This window comes from Faunimonas pinastri, from assembly GCF_900110915.1.
Taxonomy (GTDB): Bacteria; Pseudomonadota; Alphaproteobacteria; order Rhizobiales; family Afifellaceae; genus Faunimonas; species Faunimonas pinastri.
This window is the reverse complement of sequence record NZ_FOFG01000008.1, coordinates 43131-67682: the sequence shown is the minus strand read 5'-3', so window position 1 is coordinate 67682 and position 24552 is coordinate 43131. Positions and strand designations below refer to the sequence as shown.

At 64.7% G+C, this 24552-nt stretch carries 23 protein-coding genes; 22 read left to right on the top strand and 1 reads right to left on the bottom strand.

Annotated elements, in window-relative coordinates; genetic code table 11:
• Positions 1-46 precede the first annotated feature (46 nt).
• From BMY25_RS11715 to cimA, 5 genes are all read left to right on the top strand, one after another.
• Positions 47-547 carry a CreA family protein gene (locus BMY25_RS11715; protein WP_092496997.1) on the top strand — a complete coding sequence of 167 codons (501 nt, stop codon included), beginning with the start codon at positions 47-49 and terminating at the stop codon, positions 545-547.
• 78 nt (positions 548-625) lie between these two features.
• On the top strand, positions 626-1408 hold the full coding sequence (locus BMY25_RS11710) for a calcium-binding protein (RefSeq protein ID WP_177176833.1): 783 nt from the start codon (positions 626-628) through the stop codon (positions 1406-1408).
• A gap of 322 nt (positions 1409-1730) precedes the next feature.
• The gene (gene cysS / locus BMY25_RS11705) at positions 1731-3131 is read left to right on the top strand and encodes a cysteine--tRNA ligase (RefSeq protein WP_092496834.1); all 1401 of its coding nucleotides are present in this window, start codon (positions 1731-1733) and stop codon (positions 3129-3131) included.
• Positions 3128-3622, top strand: a complete 495-nt coding sequence (locus BMY25_RS11700; RefSeq protein WP_092496833.1) for a GFA family protein — start codon at positions 3128-3130, stop codon at positions 3620-3622. Before cysS ends, BMY25_RS11700 begins: the two co-directional genes overlap by 4 nt.
• Complete coding sequence (cimA, locus tag BMY25_RS11695) at positions 3619-5238, top strand: citramalate synthase (RefSeq protein WP_092496832.1); 1620 nt, start codon at positions 3619-3621, stop codon at positions 5236-5238. The genes BMY25_RS11700 and cimA overlap by 4 nt, the downstream gene beginning before the upstream one ends.
• Positions 5239-5279: 41 nt before the next feature.
• On the opposite strand, the gene BMY25_RS11690 is transcribed toward cimA, so the two are convergent.
• On the bottom strand, positions 5280-5561 hold the full coding sequence (locus BMY25_RS11690) for a PilZ domain-containing protein (protein WP_092496831.1): 282 nt from the start codon (positions 5559-5561) through the stop codon (positions 5280-5282).
• Between the two features lie 2172 nt (positions 5562-7733).
• Here BMY25_RS11690 and BMY25_RS11680 point away from each other — a divergent pair.
• From BMY25_RS11680 to nuoL, 17 genes are all read left to right on the top strand, one after another.
• Positions 7734-9623: an ABCB family ABC transporter ATP-binding protein/permease gene (locus tag BMY25_RS11680; RefSeq protein ID WP_092496829.1), complete on the top strand. Its 1890-nt coding sequence runs from the start codon at positions 7734-7736 to the stop codon at positions 9621-9623.
• 60 nt (positions 9624-9683) lie between these two features.
• Complete coding sequence (locus BMY25_RS11675; protein ID WP_092496828.1) at positions 9684-10418, top strand: phosphatidylserine decarboxylase; 735 nt, start codon at positions 9684-9686, stop codon at positions 10416-10418.
• A complete protein-coding gene (pssA, locus tag BMY25_RS11670; RefSeq protein ID WP_092496827.1) occupies positions 10418-11218 on the top strand; it encodes a CDP-diacylglycerol--serine O-phosphatidyltransferase in 801 nt (266 codons plus the stop codon). Before BMY25_RS11675 ends, pssA begins: the two co-directional genes overlap by 1 nt.
• A gap of 69 nt (positions 11219-11287) precedes the next feature.
• Positions 11288-11509 (top strand): hypothetical protein, encoded by a 222-nt coding sequence (locus BMY25_RS11665; protein WP_092496826.1) that lies wholly within the window; start codon positions 11288-11290, stop codon positions 11507-11509.
• 700 nt (positions 11510-12209) lie between these two features.
• Positions 12210-12575, top strand: coding sequence for an NADH-quinone oxidoreductase subunit A (locus BMY25_RS11655; protein ID WP_092496824.1), 366 nt, complete (start codon positions 12210-12212; stop codon positions 12573-12575).
• Positions 12575-13138, top strand: coding sequence for a NuoB/complex I 20 kDa subunit family protein (locus BMY25_RS11650; protein WP_428976966.1), 564 nt, complete (start codon positions 12575-12577; stop codon positions 13136-13138). Before BMY25_RS11655 ends, BMY25_RS11650 begins: the two co-directional genes overlap by 1 nt.
• A gap of 2 nt (positions 13139-13140) precedes the next feature.
• Entirely contained in the window at positions 13141-13779 is a 639-nt protein-coding gene (locus tag BMY25_RS11645) for an NADH-quinone oxidoreductase subunit C (RefSeq protein WP_092496822.1), read from the top strand.
• A 61-nt stretch (positions 13780-13840) separates the two neighbouring features.
• Positions 13841-15031, top strand: coding sequence for an NADH-quinone oxidoreductase subunit D (locus tag BMY25_RS11640; protein ID WP_092496821.1), 1191 nt, complete (start codon positions 13841-13843; stop codon positions 15029-15031).
• The gene (gene nuoE / locus BMY25_RS11635; RefSeq protein ID WP_092496820.1) at positions 15031-16053 is read left to right on the top strand and encodes an NADH-quinone oxidoreductase subunit NuoE; all 1023 of its coding nucleotides are present in this window, start codon (positions 15031-15033) and stop codon (positions 16051-16053) included. The genes BMY25_RS11640 and nuoE overlap by 1 nt, the downstream gene beginning before the upstream one ends.
• A gap of 3 nt (positions 16054-16056) precedes the next feature.
• The gene (gene nuoF / locus BMY25_RS11630; protein WP_092496819.1) at positions 16057-17364 is read left to right on the top strand and encodes an NADH-quinone oxidoreductase subunit NuoF; all 1308 of its coding nucleotides are present in this window, start codon (positions 16057-16059) and stop codon (positions 17362-17364) included.
• Between the two features lie 156 nt (positions 17365-17520).
• Positions 17521-19617, top strand: a complete 2097-nt coding sequence (nuoG, locus tag BMY25_RS11625; RefSeq protein ID WP_092496995.1) for an NADH-quinone oxidoreductase subunit NuoG — start codon at positions 17521-17523, stop codon at positions 19615-19617.
• A 12-nt stretch (positions 19618-19629) separates the two neighbouring features.
• Entirely contained in the window at positions 19630-20691 is a 1062-nt protein-coding gene (nuoH, locus tag BMY25_RS11620) for an NADH-quinone oxidoreductase subunit NuoH (RefSeq protein WP_092496818.1), read from the top strand.
• Between the two features lies 1 nt (position 20692).
• Positions 20693-20905, top strand: coding sequence for a hypothetical protein (locus BMY25_RS11615; RefSeq protein ID WP_092496817.1), 213 nt, complete (start codon positions 20693-20695; stop codon positions 20903-20905).
• A 1-nt stretch (position 20906) separates the two neighbouring features.
• Complete coding sequence (nuoI, locus tag BMY25_RS11610; protein WP_092496816.1) at positions 20907-21398, top strand: NADH-quinone oxidoreductase subunit NuoI; 492 nt, start codon at positions 20907-20909, stop codon at positions 21396-21398.
• A 104-nt stretch (positions 21399-21502) separates the two neighbouring features.
• A complete protein-coding gene (locus BMY25_RS11605; protein ID WP_092496815.1) occupies positions 21503-22117 on the top strand; it encodes an NADH-quinone oxidoreductase subunit J in 615 nt (204 codons plus the stop codon).
• A gap of 2 nt (positions 22118-22119) precedes the next feature.
• Positions 22120-22428, top strand: coding sequence for an NADH-quinone oxidoreductase subunit NuoK (gene nuoK / locus BMY25_RS11600; RefSeq protein ID WP_092496814.1), 309 nt, complete (start codon positions 22120-22122; stop codon positions 22426-22428).
• Positions 22429-22431: 3 nt separating this feature from the next.
• Positions 22432-24543, top strand: a complete 2112-nt coding sequence (nuoL, locus tag BMY25_RS11595) for an NADH-quinone oxidoreductase subunit L (RefSeq protein WP_092496813.1) — start codon at positions 22432-22434, stop codon at positions 24541-24543.
• Positions 24544-24552 lie beyond the last annotated feature (9 nt).

Genomic DNA, 24552 nt, shown 5'->3' with positions numbered 1-24552 from the left:
ACCCCATTTCCGTTGCGCCGGCCATGTTCCGGTGCTGGAGATCAAGATGCGCCTGCTCGCGGCCCTTTTCATTCTGCTTGGCCTTTCCGCCCCCGCTCTGGCGGATGGCCCCGACCTCATCTTCAAGAAATCCACCGTGTTCAAGCTGCTCACGCCCGACAGCAAGCTCGCGGTCTACGGCGTCGACGATCCCGTGGTGAACGGCGTGGCGTGTCACTACACCGTGCCTGAAAAGGGTGGCGTGTCCGGCATGCTCGGCGTGGCGGAAGAAGTATCGGACATCTCTCTGGCCTGCCAGCAGGTCGGGCCGATCTCGTTCAAGAGCAAATTCGAGCAGGGTGACGTGGTCTTTCGCGAGCGCCGCTCGCTGATTTTCAAGAAGATGCAGATCGTGCGCGGCTGCGACGTCAAGCGGAACGTGCTGGTCTACCTCGTCTATTCCGACAAGATCGTGGAAGGCTCGCCGAAGAACTCCACTTCCAGCGTCCCGATCATGCCCTGGGGCGACCAGCCTGCGCAGAAGTGCAGCGACTGGGTGACGAACTGATCCGGCTCAGCCGAAAGTCTTAACGGGTCGTCAATGAATCCCCCGATATGGTTACTGAAATCTTTCGGGGGATGGAACGTGGCGAATGTAATCACCGGCACTTACATGCCGGATACGCTTTATGGCACCGACGGCTCGGACTTCATCTATGGCAGCTACGGCGCAGACCTGATCTACGGCTATGGCGGAGACGATACGCTCTCCGGTGCCAATGACCCCGACACGCTCTATGGCGGCGCGGGCAACGACCTTCTGCTCGGCGGCTACGGCACGGACCTGCTGTTCGGCGGCGACGGCGCGGACATCATTTACGGTAATTTCGACGCCGACAAGATCTACGGCAATGCCGGGGACGACGTGCTCTACGGCGGCACCGGCGAAGACGTGATCTACGGCAACAAGGGCAACGACAGCATCTATGGCGGCGTCGACGACGACAAGCTGTATGGCGGTCAGGGCGCAGACATGCTGAGCGGCGGCTACGGCGCGGATGTCGTCTACGGCAATCTCGGCAACGACGTGATCTACGGCAACCAGGACGCCGACATTCTTTACGGCGGGCAGGGCGACGACATCCTCTATGGTGGGCTTGGCGCCGATACGTTCTACGGCGGCCTCGGCAACGACACCCTGGTCGGCGGCGCCGATGCGGACCTGTATGTCTTCTCCAACAACAACGGCAACGATGTAGTGGGCGACTTCAGCTTCGTGCAAGGGGACCGGCTGGATCTGCAGGGCCAGAGCTACACGACCAGTTCCACGTCCGACGGTTCGACCGAGCTTTCGCTCTCCGGCGGCGGCAGCGTGACGCTCTCCGGCGTTGCCCTCGGGAGTTTCGATCCAAACTCCGTGGTGGGCTGATCGCCTTACTCATGGGCCGTCCGCCTTGGGCCGATACGCCGGCGACCATACCTGGAAACAGCGAGCAGGGTCCTCCCGCTCGCTGTTCACGTATTTGGCAGGCTGCGATCCTGCGCGTGTCACCGAGCGGCGGTCTCGCCGAGGCTTGACGCAATTCACCGGGCAGGCAATATGCGCGGCATGAACAGCCTTGTGAATTCCGGCGCCATCCGCGCCGTTTGCATTTCTGGAATTCTCATTAGCTAGCAATCTGCTGGCTGGAGCTGTTCGCGCGTCCTCTCAAGATCGATCCGAACAAGCCGGCCAAAGGCCGAGGTTTGATATGGGCGATCAGAACGGTTTCCGCGGGCTTCGGCTCACCAACACGATGACGCGGCAGAAGGAGGATTTCGTCCCCTTCGATGCCGACAACGTGCGCGTCTATGTCTGCGGCCCCACCGTCTACGATTACGCGCATATCGGCAACGCCCGGCCGATCATCGTCTTCGACGTGCTCTACCGGCTGCTCTGCCGGCTCTACGGCGCTGATCACGTCACTTATGTCCGCAACGTCACGGATGTGGACGACAAGATCAATGCCCGCGCGGCGCAGGAGGGGATCTCGATCCGTGAGCTGACGGAGCGCACGGTCAGGCAGTTCCATGCCGACATCGATGCGCTCCGGGCGCTGCGGCCGAATGTCGAGCCCCGCGCGACCGACCACATCGAGGAAATGAAGACGATGATCGCCGAGCTGGTCCAGCGCGGTCACGCCTATGTCGCCGCCGACCACGTGCTCTTCGACGTTCCGTCGATGCCGGATTACGGCCGCCTTTCCAATCGCTCGCTGGACGAGATGCAGGCCGGCGCGCGCGTCGAGGTGGCGACCTACAAGCGCGATCCGATGGATTTCGTGCTGTGGAAGCCGTCGCGCCCCGGCGAGCCGGCGTGGCCGTCGCCTTGCGGCATAGCGGTGGACGGCCGCCCCGGCTGGCATATCGAATGCTCCGCCATGTCGGAGAAGCATCTCGGCCCGACCTTCGACATCCATGGGGGCGGCATCGATCTGGTCTTCCCGCATCATGAGAACGAGCTTGCCCAGTCACGCTGCGCGCATGGCACGCCGCTCATGGCCAAGGTCTGGCTGCACAACGGCTTCCTTCAGGTGGAGGGCGAGAAGATGTCGAAATCCCTCGGCAACTTCACGACAATCCACGATCTCCTGGCGGACTGGCCGGGCGAGGTTCTGCGCCTCAACATGCTGCGCTCGCACTACCGCCAGCCCATCGACTGGACCGTGAAGGGGCTGGAGGAAAGCCGCAAGGTGCTGGATCGCTGGTATGCGGTGGTCGGCGACGTCGAGCCATGGACCGGCGCCAACCCGCTGATGGACAAGATCGCCGCGCCTCTACTCGACGACCTCAACACGCCGATGGCGATCACCGTCGCGCATGGCATCGCCGATGAGGTTGCCGACGACCATGAGGGCGACGACCGCTCCATGTTCAAGTCTGCGCTGAGCCTGCTGGGTCTTCTGGAAGGCACGCAGAGCAAGTGGCAGAGTTGGCGCCCGGCGGGCGTCACCATCGACGAAACCCGCGTGGCGAAGCTGATCGCCGGTCGCGCGGAGGCACGCAAGACAAAGAACTGGGCCGAGGCCGACCGCGTTCGCGGCGAGCTGGACGCCATGGGCGTCGTCCTCAAGGACGGCGCGGAGGGAACGACATGGGAGCTGAAGCGATGAGCGAAGAACGGTTGACCGGGGGCTGTCAGTGCGGAGCGGTGCGCTATGCGCTGCATGCGTCGATCGGCAATCCGTGCATCTGCCATTGCCGCATGTGCCAGAAGGCGTTCGGCTCCTATTTCGCGCCGCTGGGCGGCGTGCCGCGCGACAAGTTCGAACTGACGCGCGGCGAAATCGCCACCTTCATGAGCTCCGACGCGGCCGAGCGCGGCTTCTGCCGGGATTGTGGCACGCCGCTGACCTTCCGCTATCTCTCCGAGCCTGAAATCAACGTGTCGATGGGATCGCTCGACGATCCGTCATCGGTGCGGCCCGTCCTGCAGGTCGGGACGGAAACCCGCGTGCCTTGGTTCGCCGAGCTGGCGTCGTTGCCGGCAGCATCGACGGACGAAAGCACCGCGCCCGACCGCTTGCAGGCTATCTGCAACGGCAATCATCAGCATCCGGACCACGACACCGCGGACTGGCACGTTCCCGGACAGCGGGGATGAGCCGCGAGCGTCTCTACCTCTTCGACACCACGCTGCGCGACGGACAGCAGACGCCGGGCATCGACTTTTCCGCCGAGGACAAGGCGATGATCGCCCGGATGCTGGACGATCTCGGCATCGACTATGTCGAGGGGGGGTATCCCGGTGCCAACCCGGCCGATACGAGCTTCTTCCGGGAAAAGCGCACGAAGCGCGCGGCCTTCACCGCCTTCGGCATGACCAAGCGGGCCGGGCGCTCGGTTGAGAACGATCCCGGCGTGCAGATGCTGCTGCAGGCCGAGGCCGACGCGATCTGCTTCGTCGCCAAGGCCTGGGATTACCATGTCCGCGTCGCGCTCGGCTGCACCGATGAGGAGAACCTCGACGGCGTGCGCCAGACGATCGAGGCTGCGGTCGCGCATGGCCGCATCGCCATGCTGGATTGCGAGCACTTCTTCGACGGCTACAAGGCGAACCGGGACTATGCGCTGGCCGTGGCCCGGACGGCGCTTGAGGCCGGCGCGCGCTGGGTCGTGCTCTGCGACACCAACGGCGGAACGCTGCCGCACGAGATCGACGCGATCGTCCGCGACGTGGCAAGCGTCGTGCCCGGCGAGCGTCTCGGCATTCACGCCCACAACGACACGGGGCAGGCGATCGCCAATTCGCTCGCGGCCGTCCGCGCCGGAGCCCGGCAGATCCAGGGCACGCTGAACGGGATCGGCGAGCGCTGCGGCAATGCCGATCTCGTGACGCTGATCCCGACCCTGATGCTGAAGCCGCTTTACCGTGACGCTTTCGAAATCGGCGTGACGGAGGAGGGGCTTCGCGGCCTGACGCACCTTTCCCGCGCCTTCGACGAGATGTTGAACCGCGCGCCCAACCGGCAGCAGCCCTACGTCGGGTCTTCGGCCTTCGCCACCAAGGCCGGCATCCACGCCTCCGCTCTGTTGAAGGAGCCGGAAACCTACGAGCATGTGCCGCCGGAAGCGGTCGGCAATCGTCGGCGCGTGCTGGTTTCGGATCAGGCGGGCAAGTCGAACCTCGTCGCCGAACTGGAGCGTTTCGGCATTGATTTCGACCGCCGCGACCCGCGCCTCGACGGTCTGCTTTCGGAGATCAAGCAGCGCGAGGCGCAGGGCTATGCCTATGAGGGCGCGGACGCCTCGCTGGAACTCCTCGCCCGCCGCCGCCTCGGCAGCGTGCCGACCTTTTTCCGCGTGGAGGCTTTCCGCGTGAACATCGAGCGCCGCTACGACGCCCATGGAGAGCTGAAGACCTTCTCGGAAGCCGTGGTGAAGGTGAATGTCGGCGGCGATATTCGAATGTCGGTCGCCGAAGGCAGCAATGGTCCGGTGAACGCGCTGGACCTCGCGCTGCGCAAGGACATGGGCGAGCTCAACGCCTATATCGACGACCTTGAGCTTGTGGACTTCAAGGTCCGCATCCTGAATGGCGGCACCGAAGCGATCACCCGCGTGCTGATCGAAAGCAGGGACGGGCAGGGGAATCGCTGGCTGACGGTCGGCGTCTCGCCCAACATCATCGACGCCTCGTTCGAGGCGATGCTCGATGCCGTGAATTACAAGCTGCTGAAGGCCGGGGCCGCCGACGGGCTGGCGGTGGCGGCCGAGTAGCCGGGCATCGATGTTGGCGGCGCATCGCCGCCGGCGGCTCTCTAGCGGAAGTGCGGCGGGATCGGTCCCGCTTCGCCCGTGAACTGGATACCCGCGTCGAGGCTGCGCTGCCAGGCCCGGCGCGCCGGGATCTGGGTCTGGTCGCTGATGTTGAGGAAGATGAAGGTATCCGGCAGCGCGATCGGCCCGTTGAAGCGGATGCGCGCGCCTTTTTCGTTCACGTCGCGGATCACGCAGTCGATGGTGCCGCGCTCTTCGAGCACGATCCTGCCCTGCTTCAACACCCGCCGTCTCGGCAGGCGGCGCTGTTCGTCCGCTTCCATTCTGGTCGTCCTGCTTTTTCGAGGCGTTTTTACGATGGATTGCGCCGCTCGCCAATGCCGCCGCTGCTTGTGAGTGGTCCGGTGTTTCTCTAAAGATTGCGTGAAATCGGCCACAGTGCCGCACCACGGATCGGAATGGCATGCCCCGCCCCCTTGTCTATCTGACGGCCGCGTTTCTGCTGGTCCTGCTTGGCGGGGGCGCCTGGCTGATCGACGCCCGGCAGGGTGAGCCCGCAACGCCCGCATCCGCTCTGGCGATGGCTGGCCCGGTGCCCGGCGGCACGGCCGAAGCACCGGCGGAAACCGGGTCGGTAACCTCTCCGCCCGACGGACCCGCCGCCGCGCCTGCTAGGTTGGCGCAGTCCAGCGCCGGCGGCGCGCCGGGAGCCCCGGCGGCCGCAACCCCGCCGGCGCCCGGTTCTCCTTCCGGCGCGATCTCAGGTCCGGCAACCGGTACGGCCGCGGATCCTGCCGCCGGTACGGCCACGCTGCCCGGAGCCGCGGCCGTTCCCGGCAGTGACGGCTCGCCCGTGCTCGACAGCGTTCGCACCGATCTCGACGGCAAGACGACGGTGCACGGCCATGCCCGGCCCGGCGCCGCCGTGGAACTGCTCGCCGACGGCACCGTCGTGGCAAGCGGTGCGGCCGACGCTACCGGCATGTTCGTGCTCACCCCGGAGAAGCCGGTGACGACCGGCGCGCAGCTCTCCCTCCGGCTCGCCGAGCCCGCGCCGGCTGGCCAGCCGAGGGCTGAAGCATCGCCGGCTGCACCATCCGCCGCACCTCCTGGCGCTCCGCCGGCTGCCACCATCGCGTCCGGCGGCGCTCCGCAAACCGGTGCACCTGCTGAGGGAACGGCACCGGCTTCCGCAGCGCCGCAGACGGCAAATCCGGCAGCAACGGCACAGGCTGGGCAAGGCGGCGATCCGACGGCGACGACGGTCGAGCCTCAGGCTGCAATGCCAGCACCTGCCGGCAACGGCGGTCCCTCTACCGGAACCCTTCCCGACAGCGCTGCTTCAGGCGCCGCTTCATCAGGGAGCGGCAAGCCGGCAGAACCCGCTTCGCCCGCGCTGACGACGGATTGGCAGCCATCGGCCGCATCCGGACCGGACGCTTCGGACATTGCCGATCGGCCTGCAGCCTCTGCGCAACCGGGCACGCAGGCGGCGGCTCCGACGGCCCCGTCTTCGCCTGCATCCGAGTCGCGCAGCTCGACGACGCAATCGGCCCAGCCCGAAGCGCGATCCGCTTCCGCCGCCTCCGACGCGAAGAACCCGGCCGAAACTCCGGCAGCTGCCTCCGAGCCGACATCCGGTGCGACTGCCTCGGCATCGACAAACCCATCGAACGGCTTGCCTGCCGAGATCGCACCGGCTCCTGCCGCACCACCGCCGGCAACCGCTCAAGAAGTTGCGCCTGCGTCTCCGCCCTCGACGACCGCTTCGGCTCAGGCAACGACGGCTCCGGTCACCACGCAACCGGAAAACACCTCCACCCCGCCCGAAGCAATGACGCCAACCGCGTCGACGAGTGGCTCTTCTGCCGCGGCGCCGGCAACTCCTGCCGCCCCGTCGCCGACCCCGGCCCAGACCCAGACAGTCACGTCGCCGGCGAACGAAGCTCCCGTTCAGCCTTCCCAGCCGGCCGCTCCCGCACCGGCGGCATCCGCGGCTCCTGCTGCGCCTGCCGTCTTGCGCGAACCGACTGCTCAACCGGCAACGCCCGCCACGCCGGCGCAGCCCGCGCCGCAATCCGCCCCTCCCACCGCGTCATCGGCAGGCGCAGGGGCCCGCGCGACCCTCCGCACGATCACGGTGCGGCGCGGGGATTCGCTCTGGCGAATCGCGCGGCGGCTCTATGGGCATGGGCGGACATACAAGGCGATCGTCGCGCAGAACCGGGGCAAGATCCGGCATCCCGGCCTGATCTATCCCGGCCAGGTCTTCGCACTTCCGGCGAATGAGCAAGTCCGCGGTGCGCGCGCGTTGAAGCGGTCCCCGCGTCGGAGGTAGCCGCCAACCCCTCGTTCGAGGCGGGCCGTCTCGCCCGGAGGGCAACTTGCTGCCTTGAAGGAAGGGCGCGTCGGCCTTACCTGTCCGCGCCTGAAGTGAATTCCCTCCCGTCGGCGTCCCCGGACGCGCCCTGCCAGAGCCGGAAAGCCAGAACCGTATGCCTAAAGTCTCCGCCGAGCGGGGCTCGACCTTTGAGACCCTGAAGAATCTCTGGCCCTATATGTGGCCGTCGGACCGGCCCGACCTGAAAATGCGCGTGATGGTCGCCATTCTGGCGCTGCTCGCGGCCAAGGTGGTGACGGTTCTCGTTCCCTATTTCTTCAAGTGGGCGACGGATGCGCTGGTCGGAAAGGCGGATACACCCGGCTATATCCCGGCCATGATCGCCGCGCCGCTCGCGCTGGTCGTGGCCTACAATGTCGGCCGCATCATTTCCGTCGCGCTGAACCAGATCCGCGATGCGCTCTTCGCCCGCGTCGGTCAGCATGCGGTTCGCCAGCTCGCCTTCCGCACCTTCATCCATCTGCACGAACTCTCGCTGCGCTTCCATCTGTCGCGGCGCACGGGCGGCCTGTCCCGCGTCATCGAGCGCGGAACCAAGGGCATCGAGACGATCGTGCGCTTCACCATCCTGAACTCCATCCCGACCGTGGTGGAGTTCGCGATGAGTGCCTACGTGATCTGGCACCAGTTCAACGTCTGGTATGTCGTGATCATCGCCGTCACCGTGTGGCTCTACATCTGGTACACGGTCAAGGCGAGCGACTGGCGGATCAACATCCGCCGGGAGATGAACGATTCCGACACGGACGCAAACTCAAAGGCCGTCGATTCGCTCCTGAACTACGAGACGGTGAAGTATTTCGGCAACGAGCGCCGGGAGGCGAGCCGTTTCGACAGCTCCATGGCCATCTACGAGGCGGCCGCAACCCGCACCTGGACCTCGCTCGCCTGGCTCAATCTCGGGCAGTCCGTGATCTTTTCGGTCGGCACGGCCGTCTGCATGGTGCTGTCCGGTCGCGCCGTACTGAACGGCACGCAGACGATCGGCGATTTCGTGCTGATCAACTCGCTGCTGATGCAGCTCTCCATTCCCCTCAATTTCATCGGCTTCGTCTATCGCGAGATCAAGCAGGGGCTCGCCGACATCGAGGAAATGTTCCTGCTTCTTGAAGTGGAGCCGGAAGTGAAAAACCGCGCCAACGCTCCGCTGCTGGACGTTTCAGGCGCCAACATCCGCTTCGAGGATGTGCATTTCGCTTACGATCCGAATCGCGAGATCCTGAAGGGAATCAGCTTCGAGGTGCCCGCCGCCGCGACGGTGGCGATCGTCGGGCCGTCGGGCGCGGGCAAGTCCACGATCTCGCGGCTGCTGTTCCGCTTCTACGACGTGACGTCCGGTCGCATCACGATCGACGGGCAGGATATTCGCGCCGTCGAGCAGGAGAGCCTTCGCTCCGCGATCGGCATGGTTCCGCAGGATACCGTGCTCTTCAACGATACGATCGGCTACAATATCCGCTACGGCCGCTGGGAAGCCTCGGACGACGAGGTCCGTGAAGCCGCTGGAATGGCGCAGGTCGACCATTTCATCGAGCAGCTTCCCGAGGGCTACGATACGCCGGTCGGGGAGCGCGGGTTGAAGCTTTCGGGCGGCGAGAAGCAGCGCGTCGCCATCGCGCGGACGATCCTCAAGGCGCCGCCGATCCTGATCTTCGACGAGGCGACCTCGGCGCTGGATACCGCCACCGAGCAGGAGATCCAGCAGGCGCTGGATCTCGTCTCCCGTGATCGCACCACGCTGATCATCGCCCACCGCCTGTCCACGGTGGTCAACGCCGATCGGATCATCGTGCTGCAGGACGGGCGTATCGCGGAGCAGGGCACCCACGGCGAACTCATGCTGCGCGGCGGCCTTTATGCCCGCATGTGGGATCGCCAGCGGGAAGCCGACGCGGCGGCGGAACAGCTCCGCCGGACGCGCGAGGAGGAAGAGGCCCTGGCCGCCAGCGAAACGGCCGCCAGCGAAACGCAAGCGGCGGAATAGGGCATGCAAAGCCAAGGCAGGGTGATGGATATGCGGCGGGGGAACGGCTAGAACGGCCCCATGCTGCTTCCCCATTCCATCACCGACGCCGTTCCGTATATCCACCGGGAAGGCCGTCTCTTCATCGCGATCTCGCTGATCGCGGCGATTCTCCTCGGCCTGCTGTGGTCTCCGCTGTTCTGGATACTGATCATCCTGACCGGGTGGATGTGCATCTTCTTCCGCGATCCCGTGCGGGTGACGCCGCTGGCTTCCGACATCGTGGTGAGCCCGGCCGACGGCCGGGTCGAGCCGATCGTGGAAGCCGTGCCGCCGCCGGAGCTCTGGATGGGCCCGGAGCCGCGCGTCCGCATTTCCGTGTTCATGAATGTCTTCGACTGCCACATCAACCGGGCGCCGGTGGGCGGTTACGTGCTGCGCCGCGCCTACAAGCCCGGCAAGTTCCTGAGCGCCGATTTCGACAAGGCCAGCGAGGCCAACGAGCGGAACGGACTGGTGATCGAACTGCCGAACGGGGAGCGAATCGGCGTGGTGCAGATCGCCGGTCTCGTTGCCCGCCGCATCCTGTGCTGGAGCAAGCAGGGCGAGAACCTGGAGCAGGGGGCCCGCTTCGGCATGATCCGCTTCGGCTCGCGGCTCGACGTCTATCTTCCCCCGGGGGCCGAGGTGGCCGTCCACGAGGGGCAGCGGGCGGTCGCGGGTGAGACGATCCTCGCCCGTCTGACGGATGGCTCGCCGATCACGGCGGAGTTTCTCGAAACGCGGGCCGCCCGGTTGCCGGTGCGGATCGACTGATGCCGGGCCCCTTCGGCCGGGTCGGCTCCTCCCGCCGGGTGAAGCCGGTACCATTCCGCGCGGCCTTGCCCAATCTCGTCACGCTGCTGGCGCTCTGCGCCGGGCTGACGGCGATTCGCATGGCGATCGAAAACCGCTTCGAGATGGCGGTGACGGCGATCATCTTCGCGGCGCTGCTCGACGCGGTGGACGGGCGTGTCGCTCGCCTTCTGAAGACGACGTCGCTTTTCGGCGAGCAACTCGATTCGCTGGCGGACTTCGTGGATTTCGGGGTCGCCCCGGCGATTCTCCTTTATGTCTGGCGGCTGGAGGATCTGGGCTCCCTGGGCTGGATCGCCGCGCTGGCGCTGGCGATGTGCGCCGCCCTGCGGCTCGCGCGCTTTAACGCCGCACTTTCGAGCGAAGAGCCGCCCGCATGGCAGAAGGATTTCTTCGTCGGCGTCCCGGCACCGGCGGCGGCCGTCGCGGTCCTGCTGCCACTCTGCCTGGACCAGACAGGCATTTCCGTGCCCCATGCGGCGGCCGGGCTGGTCGCGCTCTACACGGTCGTCATAGCGTGTCTCATGGTCAGCCGGCTGCCGACCTTCTCCGGCAAGCGCATAGGGACGCGGATTCCGCGGGAAAATCTGCCGTGGGTGCTCGTGGTTGGCGTGGTCGTGGTGGCGCTTCTCGCCAGCTATACCTTCGCGATGCTGGCGGTGGGTGCGATAGCCTATCTCCTGCACCTGCCTTTCGCCTGGCGGGCCTGGCACCGCAAGGCCGCGGCGGCGGAGATTGAAACGCAGGAAGCCGAGGCATAGCTTGATGCTCGCTTCCGCCGGATGCTTTCCGGGCGTGATCGGGTCGAAAGCAGGGCAGGAGGGACGAGCATGAAGATCGGAGTTCGCAAGCCGAGCATCCGCAAGAGCATCGCGGCGCGGACCTCGCTCAAGCGCACCGTCCAGAACGAACTGGGGCTCAAGGCCCCGCGCGGTTATGGCTGGATCACACATCCCCGCAAGGCGCTGTACAACCGCATCTACAACAGGACGACCGTCAGCTTCTGGAGCCTGCTTTCCCGTTTCATCCGGGCCATGACCAGCGGGCGCTGACAACCGCCGACAGCGCTGGGAACCGTTCGGCGACGCCGCAGGTTCTCCAGTCGTGCCAGCATGGAAGTGCGGCACAGGGTTGGAGGAACTCATGCATCTCAGGCAAACGGTCGCGGTGATCGGTGCTGCTCTGACGCTCGGCTGCTCTTCGGCAGCCTTCGCGGACGCGGGCATCCGGACGGCCCCGGCATCGAATCATGCACAGGAAGCTTCCGCGGCTTCGCTGCTGCAACTGGCTCAGTGGGATCGTGATCCCGACGACCGCCGGGGATGGGGGCCGCCGCCTCCTCCTCCGCCGCCGCGGGGCGACTGGGATCGTGAGAGGGACTGGCGCGACGGCCCGCCGCCTCCCGGACGCACCTGCAGCGTGGACGGGGAATATTTCCGGATGCGCCACATGCAGCCGATGGGATCCCGGTGCTTTATCCCGGGCTATGGCCCCGGCCACACCGTTCGCTAAGAAGAGTCATGAGGCCGGCCACAGCGCCGGCCTCATCTGCGTCGAAGGCCTGCCTGATTTACCACACCTGTCCAAACGTTCGGGGGGAGGTTCACTCTTCGGCTTGCAGTCTCTTTAGAGGAGGTCTAGTGCAATGCAGCGAGACAGGCAGGCCGCGTCTTCGCGTCGCGTCGAGACTGGTTTCCTCAACCGGTCGGAACGATTAGACAAAGCCTGGAACAACAAATAACGGGATCACAGATGGAAACGCTCCTCCAGAGCTACATGCCCATCGTCATCTTTATCGCCATTGCCCTTGTGATCGGCGGGGCGTTGCTGGTTACTCCTTTCCTCGTCGCCTACAGGAACCCGGATCCGGAGAAGCTTTCCGCCTACGAGTGCGGCTTCAACGCGTTCGATGACGCGCGCATGAAATTCGACGTGCGCTTCTATCTCGTTGCGATCCTGTTCATCATCTTCGATCTGGAAGTGGCGTTTCTGTTTCCCTGGGCCGTCGCGTTCAGGCATATCGGCTGGTTCGGTTTCTGGTCGATGATGGTTTTCCTGGCCGTCCTGACGATCGGCTTTATCTACGAATGGAAGAAGGGCGCTCTCGAATGGGATTGATGAGCAAAGGCCTGGTCGTTGATGACGCCCATCCGCGCGGTCCCGTAGCGAAACCCGCCGGTCAAAAAGATCCGTTCTTCGAGGAAGTGAACGACGAACTCGCCGACCGCGGCTTCATTACGACCTCCGTGAACGAGCTGATCACCTGGGCCCGTACTGGCTCCTTGATGTGGATGCAGTTCGGTCTTGCCTGCTGCGCCGTTGAGGGCCTCATGCAGGCATCCGGCCCGCGCTATGACATGGAGCGGTTCGGTGTCGCGCCGCGAGCCTCGCCGCGCCAGTCGGACGTGATGATCGTCGCCGGCACGCTGACCAACAAGATGGCTCCGGCTCTTCGCAAGGTCTACGATCAGATGCCCGAGCCGCGTTACGTGATCTCCATGGGATCGTGCGCGAATGGCGGTGGTTACTACCACTATTCCTATTCCGTCGTTCGTGGCTGTGACCGCGTCGTTCCGGTGGACGTCTATGTGCCGGGCTGCCCGCCCACGGCCGAGGCGTTGATCTACGGCGTTCTGCTTCTGCAGAAAAAGATCCGCCGCACCGGCACGATCGAGCGTTGATCATGAGTGAGAGCGTTGCAGAGAATGAGGTTCTCGGTGCCGTGTCGACGCGCGTTTCCGCCGTCCTCGGCGATCGGATCCTCGATCACGCCATTGCCTTCGGCGACCTTTCCATCAAGGTCGGTCGGGATGATATTCTCGATGTGCTGACGCTGCTGCGGGATGATCCCGATCTGCAGTTCATCTGCTTCATCGATATTTGCGGCGTGGACTGGCCCGCGCGCGAGAACCGCTTCGATGTCGTTTATCACCTGCTGAGCCCGCGTCGGAACGCGCGCATCCGCATCAAGGTGGAAACCGACGAGCGCACGCCCGTTCAGTCGGCCACCGCGATCTATCCCGCTGCCGACTGGTTCGAGCGCGAGGCGTACGATCTCTTCGGGATCCTCTTCTCCGGCCATCCGGATCTTCGCCGGATTCTCACCGATTACGGCTTCAACGGCTATCCGCTCCGCAAGGAGTTCCCGCTGACCGGCTTTGTCGAGGTTCGTTACGACAACGAACGCGCACGTGTCGTCTACGAGCCGGTCAAGCTGCCGCAGGAATTCAGGAATTTCGACTTCCTGTCGCCGTGGGAAGGGCCGGACTACGTGCTGCCCGGCGACGAGAAGGCCGGCGACACGACGGTGAAGTCTGGATAGGTCGCTCTTCGCCGGGGTGCGAGCCCCAAGCGAATGGAGCGAAAGAGCGAGAACTGAGACTATGGCCGAAGCGGACGTCCGCAACTTCAATATCAACTTCGGGCCGGAGCATCCTTCGGCTCACGGAGTGTTGCGTCTGGTTCTCGAACTCGACGGCGAGATCGTCGAGCGTGTCGATCCCCATATCGGACTGCTTCATCGCGGCACCGAGAAGCTGATCGAGTACAAGACCTATCTCCAGGCGATGCCCTACTTCGACCGGCTGGATTATGTCGCGCCGATGAACCAGGAGCACGCCTTCTGCCTCGCGACAGAGCGGCTTCTCGGTCTGGAAGTGCCGCGCCGTGGGCAGCTCATTCGCGTGCTGTACTCCGAAATCGGTCGTCTGCTCTCGCACATCATGAATGTGACCACCCAGGCGATGGACGTCGGTGCGATGACGCCGCCGCTGTGGGGCTTCGAAGAGCGCGAGAAGCTGATGCTCTTCTACGAGCGCGCTTCCGGTGCCCGCATGCATGCCGCCTATTTCCGTCCGGGCGGCGTTCATCAGGATCTGCCCAACCAGCTGATCGACGACATCGAAGCGTTCTGCGATCCGTTCCTGAAGGTTCTCGACGATACCGAGGGCCTCTTGACCGAGAACCGTATCTTCAAGCAGCGCAACGTCGATATCGGCGTGGTCAGCCTGGAAGATTGCTGGCGCTGGGGTTTCTCCGGCGTCATGGTGCGCGGGTCCGGCGCGGCATGGGATCTCCGCAAGTCGCAGCCGTACGAGTGCTACGACGAGATGGAGTTCGATCTCGCGATCGGCAAGAATGGCGACTGCTACGACCGCTATCTGATCCGCATGCACGAAATGCGGCAGTCGGTTCGCATCATGCGCCAGTGCGTCGATAAGTTGCGGTCCGCCAATGGGGCAGGGCCGGTCTCGTCGGTGGACGGCAAGGTCGTGCCTCCGTCGCGCGGCGAGATGAAGCGCTCGATGGAATCGCTGATCCATCACTTCAAGCTCTACACCGAAGGCTTCCACGTACCGGCTGGCGACGTCTATGCCGCGGTCGAGGCGCCCAAGGGCGAATTCGGCGTGTATCTCGTGTCGGATGGCACCAACAAGCCGTACCGCTGCAAGATCCGCGCTCCGGGCTATGCCCATCTTCAGGCCATGGACTTCCTGTGCCGTGGCCACATGCTGGCCGACATTTCCGCCGTGCTCGGCTCCCTCGATATCGTCTTTGGTGAGGTTGATCGCTGATGGCCGTCCGCCGTCTTCACGAAGAGCAGCCGGAGGCGTTCGCCTTCACGGCCGACAACATGAACTGGGCCGAGGCGACGATCCGGAAGTTTCCGGAAGGGCGCCAGGCCTCGGCCGTCATTCCGCTGCTGATGCGCGCGCAGGAACAGGAAGGCTGGGTTTCCAAGCCGGCCATCGAGAGCGTCGCCGAAATGCTCGGCATGCCGACGATCCGCGTCCTCGAGGTCGCGACGTTCTACACGCAGTTCCAGCTGCAGCCGGTTGGCCGAAAGGCACACGTGCAGGTCTGCGGGACCACGCCCTGCCGTCTGAGCGGTGCGGAAGACATCATCCGCGCCTGCGAGCGTCGCATCGCCCATCATCACCATGAGCTGAGCGCCGACGGCGATTTCTCGTGGGAGGAGGTCGAGTGTCTGGGTGCCTGCGTGAACGCGCCGATGGTGCAGATCGGCAAGGACAATTACGAGGACCTGACGGTGGAGTCCTTCGAGGCTCTGCTCGACGGCCTTGCCACCGGCAATCCGCCGAAGCCCGGCCCGCAGAGCTCGCGCCATGTCTCCGAGCCGATCACCGGCCTCACCGCGCTGACCGACATTGACTACGACGCGCTTGAGCACGCGCAGGCCGAAAAGGAGCGGGCGGCAGGAACGCCCGCCGCCGCTCCCGCTGGCGAGCGCACCATCGACGCCAATGCGCCGGAAAGCGCTGCGGTGGCTCCCGACGCGCCGAAGACCGGTATCAGCGAGACGGCCGGCGGCGAGCAGTTCGAATCCGAGCAGCGCCGTCGGGAAGGCAAGGTCGATCCGGCCTCGTCTCCGAGCACGACGTCCCAGCCGGGAGCCGCCAACCAGGAAGTTGGCCGCGTCGATCCTTCCGGCCGTTCCGACCAGGCAGCATCGAATGCCATGGCGAACCCGGGCGCCGATGCCGCACGGCCGAAGGAAACACCGGCCGAGCGCACGCCCGCTAGGGAAGACCATGAGCGGCCGGGCACGCGCACCGACACAGATACGGGGGAGTGATCCATGCTCGCTGACAAGGATCGCATTTTCACCAATATCTACGGGCTTCGCGACAAGAGCCTGAGCGGTGCCAAGTCCCGGGGTCTCTGGGACGGCACCAAGGGCATCATCGAGAAGGGCCGTGACTGGATCATCGACGAGATGAAGGCGTCCGGCCTCCGTGGACGCGGTGGCGCCGGCTTCCCGACCGGCCTGAAATGGTCGTTCATGCCGAAGCAGTCGGACGGGCGTCCGCATTACCTCGTTGTGAACGCCGACGAATCCGAGCCCGGCACCTGCAAGGACCGCGAGATCCTTCGCAACGATCCGCACCATCTGGTGGAAGGCTGCCTGATCGCCTCCTTCGCCATGGGCGCGCATACCGCCGTTATCTATATTCGCGGCGAATATATGCGCGAGCGTGAGGCGCTGCAGCGTGCGGTCGACGAGGCCTATGACGCCCGGCTGATCGGCAAGGACAACATCCACGGCTGGGATTTCGACATCATCGTCAGCCACGGCGCCGGCGCCTATATCTGCGGCGAGGAGACGGCGCTGCTGGAAAGCCTGGAAGGCAAGAAAGGCCAGCCGCGCCTGAAGCCGCCGTTCCCGGCGAATGTCGGCCTCTACGGCTGCCCGACCACGGTGAACAACGTCGAGTCGATCGCTGTCGCCCCGACCATCCTGCGTCGCGGCGCGGGATGGTTCTCCGCCATCGGGCGCGCGAATAACGTAGGGACGAAGCTCTTCGGTCTTTCCGGCCATGTGAACACGCCCTGCATTGTGGAAGAGGCGATGAGCATCCCCTTCCGTGAACTCGTCGAGAAGCACGGCGGCGGGATTCGTGGCGGCTGGGACAACCTCCTCGCCATCATCCCCGGCGGCGCATCCTGCCCGGTGATCCCGGCGGAGCAGTGCGAAGACCTGATCATGGATTTCGACGGCACCCGCGCGGTGAAGTCGTCCTTCGGGACGGCCGGCGTGATCGTGATGGACAAGTCGACCGACATCGTCCGCGCGATTACCCGCATCGCCTATTTCTTCAAGCACGAGAGCTGCGGCCAGTGTACGCCGTGCCGCGAAGGCACGGGCTGGATGTGGCGGGTGCTGGAGCGCATGTGCCGCGGCGAGGCGGAGAAGCGTGAGATCGACATGCTCCTGGAGGTGACGACCCAGATCGAGGGACACACGATCTGTGCGCTCGGCGATGCGGCGGCCTGGCCGGTTCAGGCGTTGATCCGCAACTACCGCCACGTGATCGAGGAGCGGATCGACCGCTATACCTTTAACTCCAAGCCGGATCCCTATCCGGTGATGCAGGCGGCCGAGTAGGCCGGGGCGGTCGCGGAAGCGCGGCCGCAGAATGTCTCGGTCTTTCCGTCGGCAAGGGTCGGCGCGGAAGGCTGGATGCAAGTTGCGGGGGTCAGCGCGATGCCTTTGGGCCGCTCTGCACCGCTCGCCAGGGACGGGTGAAGAGTGATGGCTGATCTGCGCAAGATCAAGGTCGACGGCAAGGAAGTCGAGGTGCCGGCCCACTACACGCTGCTGCAGGCGTGCGAGGAGGGCGGCGCCGAGATCCCCCGTTTCTGTTTCCATGAGCGGTTGTCGATCGCCGGCAATTGCCGCATGTGCCTTGTCGAGCTGAAGGGCGCGCCCAAGCCGGTGGCTTCCTGCGCCTATGGCGTGCGCGATTGCCGCCCCGGCCCGAACGGCGAGCCGCCGGAAGTGCTGACCAGGTCGCCCATGGTGAAGAAGGCGCGGGAAGGTGTGATGGAGTTCCTCCTCATCAACCATCCGCTTGATTGCCCGATCTGCGACCAGGGCGGCGAGTGCGATCTGCAGGACCAGGCGATGGCCTACGGCGTCGACACCTCGCGCTTCCACGAGAACAAGCGCGCGGTGGAGGACAAGTATATCGGTCCGCTCGTGCGGACGATCATGAACCGCTGCATCCAGTGCACGCGCTGCGTGAGGTTCACGACGGAAGTCGCTGGCGTTGCGGAGCTTGGCGCGATCGGCCGCGGCGAGGACATGGAGATCACCACCTATCTGGAGCAGGCGATGACGTCCGAGCTCCAGGGCAACGTGATCGATCTCTGCCCGGTCGGCGCGCTGACCTCCTATCCCTATTCCTTCAAGGCTCGGCCCTGGGAACTGACCAAGACCGAGTCCATCGACGTCATGGACGCGCTCGGCTCCAACATCCGCGTCGATGCGCGCGGTCGGGAAGTCATGCGCGTGCTGCCGCGCCTGCATGAGGGCGTCAACGAGGAGTGGATCTCCGACAAAAGCCGCTTCATCGTCGATGGCCTGCGCACCCAGCGTCTCGACAAGCCCTATGTCCGCGTTGACGGTCGCCTGCGTCCTGCGTCCTGGAACGAGGCCTTCGCCGCCATCGCCGAGCGCGTGGGCGCTGCGTCGCCGAGCCGCATCGGCGCGATCGCCGGCGATCTGGCGACGGTCGAGGAGATGTTCGCGCTGAAGCTCTTGATGGAAGCGCTCGGGTCCGCCAACATCGACTGCCGCCAGGATGGCGTTGCGCTCGATCCGGCCGACGGGCGCGCGAGCTACCTCTTCAACTCGACGGTAGAGGGCATTGAGGCAGCGGACGCGCTCCTCATCATCGGCTCCAACCCGCGCCGGGAAGCTCCTGTTTTAAATGCGAGAATCCGCAAGCATTGGCGCCTGACCGGCATGCCGGTCGCGGTGATTGGAGAGGCTGCGGATCTCACCTACGGCCACGATTACCTGGGTGCCGGCGCCGACACGCTGTCGCGCCTGGCTTCCGGGGAACTGCCCTTCCTCGACGTGTTGAAGAACGCCGAGCGGCCGATGATCATTCTCGGCGCAGGGGCACTCACGCGCGGCGACGGCGCGGCTTTGCTTCGCGCAGTGGCCAAGCTCGCCGCCGACGTCGGCGCGAACGGCGAGAGCTGGAACGGTCTCAACATCCTCCACACCGCCGCGTCGCGCGTCGGCGGACTCGACATTGGCTTCGTGCCGGGGCAGGGCGGCTCGGGCGCCGGTGCGATGCTGGCGGGCGCCGGACGTGGCGAACTGGACGTGATGTTCCTGCTCGGCGCCGACGAGTTCGAAATGGCGGCGCTCGACCAGAGCTTCGTCGTGTATATCGGCACGCATGGAGATGCGGGCGCGCATCGCGCCGACGTGATCCTCCCAGGTGCCGCCTATACGGAAAAAAGTGGCACCTACGTCAATACGGAAGGCCGCGTGCAGGTGGCGAACCGCGCCGCGTTCCCGCCCGGCGATGCCCGCGAAGACTGGTCCATCCTGCGCGCGCTTTCCGCCGTGCTCGGCCAGACGTTGCCGTTCGACTCCCTCGCCCAGTTGCGTGCCCGGCTTTATTCCGCGCATCCGCACATGGCGGCGGTCGACGAGATCGCGCTCGGCAGCCCCGCCGATATCGCTCGCCTCGCCGGCGCGGCGGGCGGATCGCTGGAAGGCGCCAGTTTCGTCAATCCGGTCCAGGATTTCTATCTCACCAATCCGATCGCACGAGCTTCGAAGGTAATGGCCGAATGTTCGGCCCTTCACCTCGGGCCGCGCGCCGAAGCTGCCGAATAGGCGGAGCAGACAATGCACGGTTTCGTTGGCGGTTATCTCATTCCCGGCCTCCTGATGGTGGTCGAAAGCCTTGTCGTGATGGTGGTCCTGCTGGTCTGCGTCGCGTTCCTGCTCTATGGCGATCGCAAGATCTGGGCCGCCGTCCAGATCCGGCGCGGTCCCAACGTCGTCGGGCCGTTCGGCCTGATGCAGTCGTTTGCGGATCTCCTGAAGTTCGTGCTGAAGGAGCCGGTCATTCCGGCGCCCGCGAACAAGGCGATCTTCCTGCTGGCGCCGCTGGTGTCCTCCGTGCTGGCGCTCTCGGCCTGGGCGGTGATCCCCTTCGCTCCGGGCTGGGTGGTGGCGAACATCAATGTCGGCATCCTTTACGTCTTCGCCATCTCCTCGCTCGAGGTGTACGGCGTGATCATGGGCGGCTGGGCGTCGAACTCGAAATACGCCTTTCTCGGCGCGATCCGCTCGGCTTCGCAGATGGTGTCCTACGAGGTGTCCATCGGCCTGATCATCATCACCGTCCTCCTTTGCGTCGGTTCGCTGAACCTCAGCGACATCGTGCTGTCGCAGCAGGTCGGTCTCGGCACGATGCTCGGCCTGCCGAATACGTTCCTTGACTGGCACTGGCTCAGCCTGTTCCCGATGTTCATCCTGTTCTTCATCTCGGCTCTGGCCGAGACGAACCGGCCGCCCTTCGACCTGCCTGAAGCGGAATCGGAACTGGTTGCCGGCTACATGGTGGAATATTCCTCCACCCCGTATCTGCTGTTCATGCTCGGCGAATACGTCGCCATCGTCCTGATGTGCTCGCTGACGACGGTGCTGTTCCTGGGTGGCTGGCTGCCGCCGCTGAACTTCGCTCCGTTCACCTGGGTTCCGGGCATCATCTGGTTCGTGCTGAAAGGCTGCTTCGTCTTCTTCATGTTCGGCATCGTGAAGGCGATCGTGCCACGTTACCGTTACGATCAGCTGATGCGCCTGGGGTGGAAGGTCTTCCTGCCGATCTCGCTTGCCTCCGTCGTGGTGGTGGCGCTGGTCCTGCAGCTGACGGGTTGGGGCGGCGTCCCGACTGCGGGCTGATATGTCGGCCGTCGATATCGGAGCCCTCGTCGGGTTCTGCTTCGCGGCGGTCGAGTTCGTTCTGTTCGGCATCTTTCTCCGGCGCGCCAAAGCGCGGGAGGAGACCGGACGCGGTCCACGCGCGCTGAACTGGCTGCGCTGGGCACAACTGGTGATCTATCCTGTGATCGGCAGCCTCGTGGGGGCGGCCGTCACAGGAAAATTTGGAGGCTGACATGGCCAGTCTGGCGCAGAGCGTCAATTCGGTACTGCTGAAGGAGTTCTTCTCCGCTCTGGCGCTAGCCATGCGGTATTTCTTCAAGCCGAAGCCGACGATCAACTATCCCTTCGAGAAGATGCCGCAGAGCCCGCGCTTCCGCGGCGAGCACGCGTTGCGCCGCTATCCGAACGGGCAGGAACGCTGCATCGCGTGCAAGCTTTGCGAGGCTGTCTGCCCGGCGCAGGCGATCACCATCGAGGCCGGACCGCGTCGCAACGACGGCACCCGCCGCACCGTTCGCTACGATATCGACATGGTGAAGTGCATCTATTGCGGCTTCTGCCAGGAGGCCTGCCCGGTCGATGCGATCGTGGAGGGGCCGAACATGGAGTTCGCGACGGAAACGCGCGAGGAACTCTACTACGACAAGGAACGGCTGCTCGATAACGGCGATCGGTGGGAGCGGGAAATCGCCCGCAACATCTCGCTCGACGCGCCCTACCGGTAGACCTTGTTGTCGCGCCTCAACCGGTGGACGCGACAACAAGGCTTGGTTATGAAACCTGCGGCCTGCGTCGCATTCACCACACGGCCACAGCTGCGGAACGCACAATGATCCTCCAGCCGATCTTCTTCTACATCTTCTCGATCGTGACCGTGGCATCGGCCTTCATGGTGATCTCGTCACGCAATCCCGTTCATTCCGTCCTGTTCCTGATCCTCGCCTTCTTCAACGCGGCCGGGCTCTTCATCCTTCTGGGCGCCGAGTTCCTGGCGATGATCCTTGTGGTCGTTTATGTCGGCGCTGTGGCGGTGCTGTTCCTTTTCGTCGTCATGATGCTGGATATCGACTTCGGAGAGTTGCGACAGGGCGTGCTGCAATATCTGCCGGTCGGCGCGGTGATCGGTCTGATCCTGCTGGTTGAGCTGGTGACGGTGCTGGGAGGGGTGGTGATCTCTCCCGAGGTGAGCGCCGGGGCCGCGGCGCCGATCCCGCCGCTGGAGCAGGTGTCGAACATCGCCGCCATCGGCGCGGTGCTCTATACGCGCTACCTCTTCTTCTTCCAGGTTTCCGGGCTGATCCTTCTCGTCGCGATGATCGGGGCGATCGTGCTGACGCTGCGTCATCGCGAGACGGTGCGCCGCCAGTCCATCGCCAACCAGGTCGCGCGTAATCCGGCAAGTGCGGTCGAAGTCGTTCAGGTCAAGTCGGGCAGGGGGATCTAGGGATGACCATCGGTCTCGGACATTATCTTACGGTTGCCGCCGTGCTCTTCACCCTGGGCGTGTTCGGCATCTTCCTGAACCGCAGGAACGTGATCATCATCCTGATGTCGGTGGAGCTCATCCTGCTCGCGGTCAACATCAACCTGATCGCCTTCTCGGCCTTCCTGCACGACCTCGCGGGACAGATCTTCGCGCTTCTCGTGCTGACGGTCGCCGCCGCCGAGGCCGCCATCGGCCTTGCCATCCTCGTCGTCTTCTATCGAAACCGCGGCTCCATCGCCGTGGAAGACATCAACCTGATGAAGGGCTGAAGCGTGTATTCAGCAATCGTCTTTCTTCCGCTGCTCGGCGCGATTCTCGCGGGGCTGATCACGATCTTCGGCGCGGCCGGCCGTCACCCCGGTGGTGAAACGGGCCACGGCGACGAGGATCACGTCACGGATGCCGTCGGTTCGGAGCATGGCCATGGCGCCCCGTCTGTCCACGGCGATGCGGCCGCGGTCCATGTCGCGCACCACGAACCGCATGACCATCACGTGCCGGCAGCCGTCGGTTCCCGGGCCGCCGAGATCGTCACCACGGCCCTGCTGTTCGTCAGCGCGATCCTGTCTTGGGTGGCCTTTTTCCGCGTCGGCGTCGGTTCGCATGAACTCTTTACCGTGCCGGTGCTGTCCTGGGTTCATTCCGGCAATCTGGTTGCCGACTGGACGCTCCGCATCGACACGCTGACAGTCGTCATGCTGGTGGTCGTCAACACCGTGTCGACGCTCGTGCACCTATATTCCATCGGGTACATGAGCCACGACGCGAACCGGCCGCGGTTTTTTGCCTATCTGTCGCTCTTCACCTTCGCCATGCTGATGCTGGTGACGGCCAACAACTTCCTGCAGATGTTCTTCGGCTGGGAAGGCGTGGGTCTCGCTTCGTACCTGCTGATCGGCTTCTGGTATCATCGCCCATCCGCCAATTCCGCGTCGATGAAGGCTTTCATCGTGAACCGCGTCGGCGACTTCGGCTTCGAACTCGGCATCTTCTCCATCTTCGTGCTGTTCGGCTCGATCGATTTCGACACCGTGTTCGGCAATGTCGGCGCGGTCGCCGGCAGCAGCGCAGCCCTGCACATCTTCGGTCATGATTTCAGCGGCCAGGCGGCGATCACAGTCGCCTGCCTGCTGCTCTTCATGGGCGCGATGGGCAAGTCCGCGCAGGTGCCGCTGCATACCTGGCTGCCGGACGCCATGGAGGGGCCGACGCCCGTATCCGCGCTGATCCATGCGGCAACAATGGTCACCGCCGGCGTCTTCATGGTGGCGCGTCTGTCGCCGATCTTCGCCTTCGCGCCCACCGCGCTCATGGTGATCACGGTGATCGGGGCGTTCACGGCCTTCTTCGCCGCCACGATCGGGCTCGTGCAGAACGACATCAAGCGCGTGATCGCCTACTCGACCTGTTCGCAGCTCGGCTACATGTTCGCAGCTCTGGGCGTAGGCGCGCCGTCGGTCGCGGTGTTCCACCTCTTCACGCACGCCTTCTTCAAGGCGCTGCTGTTCCTCTGCGCGGGCGCGGTGATCCATGCCGTCTCCGACGAACAGGACATGCGGAAGATGGGCGGCCTCCGCAAGAAGATCCCGATCACCTACGTGGCGATGATCATCGGTACGCTGGCGTTGACGGGCTTCCCATTCACGGCGGGCTATTATTCGAAGGACGCGATCATCGAGTCCACCTACGCATTCGGCGGCAATGTCGGCGGCTTCGCCTTCGTGCTCCTGAACGTGGCGGCGATCTTCACCTCCTTCTATTCCTGGCGGCTGATCTTCATGACCTTCCACGGCGCGCCCCGCTCGTCGCAGGAAGTACAGGATCATGTCCACGAGAGCCCGCAGATCATGCTGGTTCCGCTCTACGTGCTGTCCATCGGCGCGCTGCTCGCCGGTGTCCTCGGTATCGGCTACTTCGTGGAAGGGGGCTACGGCGCCTTCTGGAAGCATGCGCTGGTGCTGGGCGAGGGCAACGAGATCCGCGAAGCCATGGAGCACACGCCGTTCTGGGTAAGCTCGCTGCCGTTCGTGGAAATGGTGATCGGTTTCCTCGTGGCCTTCTGGTTCTACATCGCGAACCCGCGCGTTCCGGCGGAACTCGCCCGCGAGCACCAGGGGCTGCACCGCTTCCTCTTCAACAAGTGGTACTTCGACGAACTCTACGACCGGATCTTCGTGCGTCCGGCCATGTGGATCGGCCGCTTCCTGTGGAAGAGGGGCGACGGTTGGCTGATCGACGGCCTCGGCCCGAACGGCGTCTCCGCCCGTGTGCTGGACATCACCAACCGCGTGGTGCGCCTGCAGACCGGGTACTTGTATCACTATGCCTTCGTGATGCTGGTGGGCGTCGCCCTCCTGGTCACGTGGATGATGTTCACGCGCTGAGGATCGAAA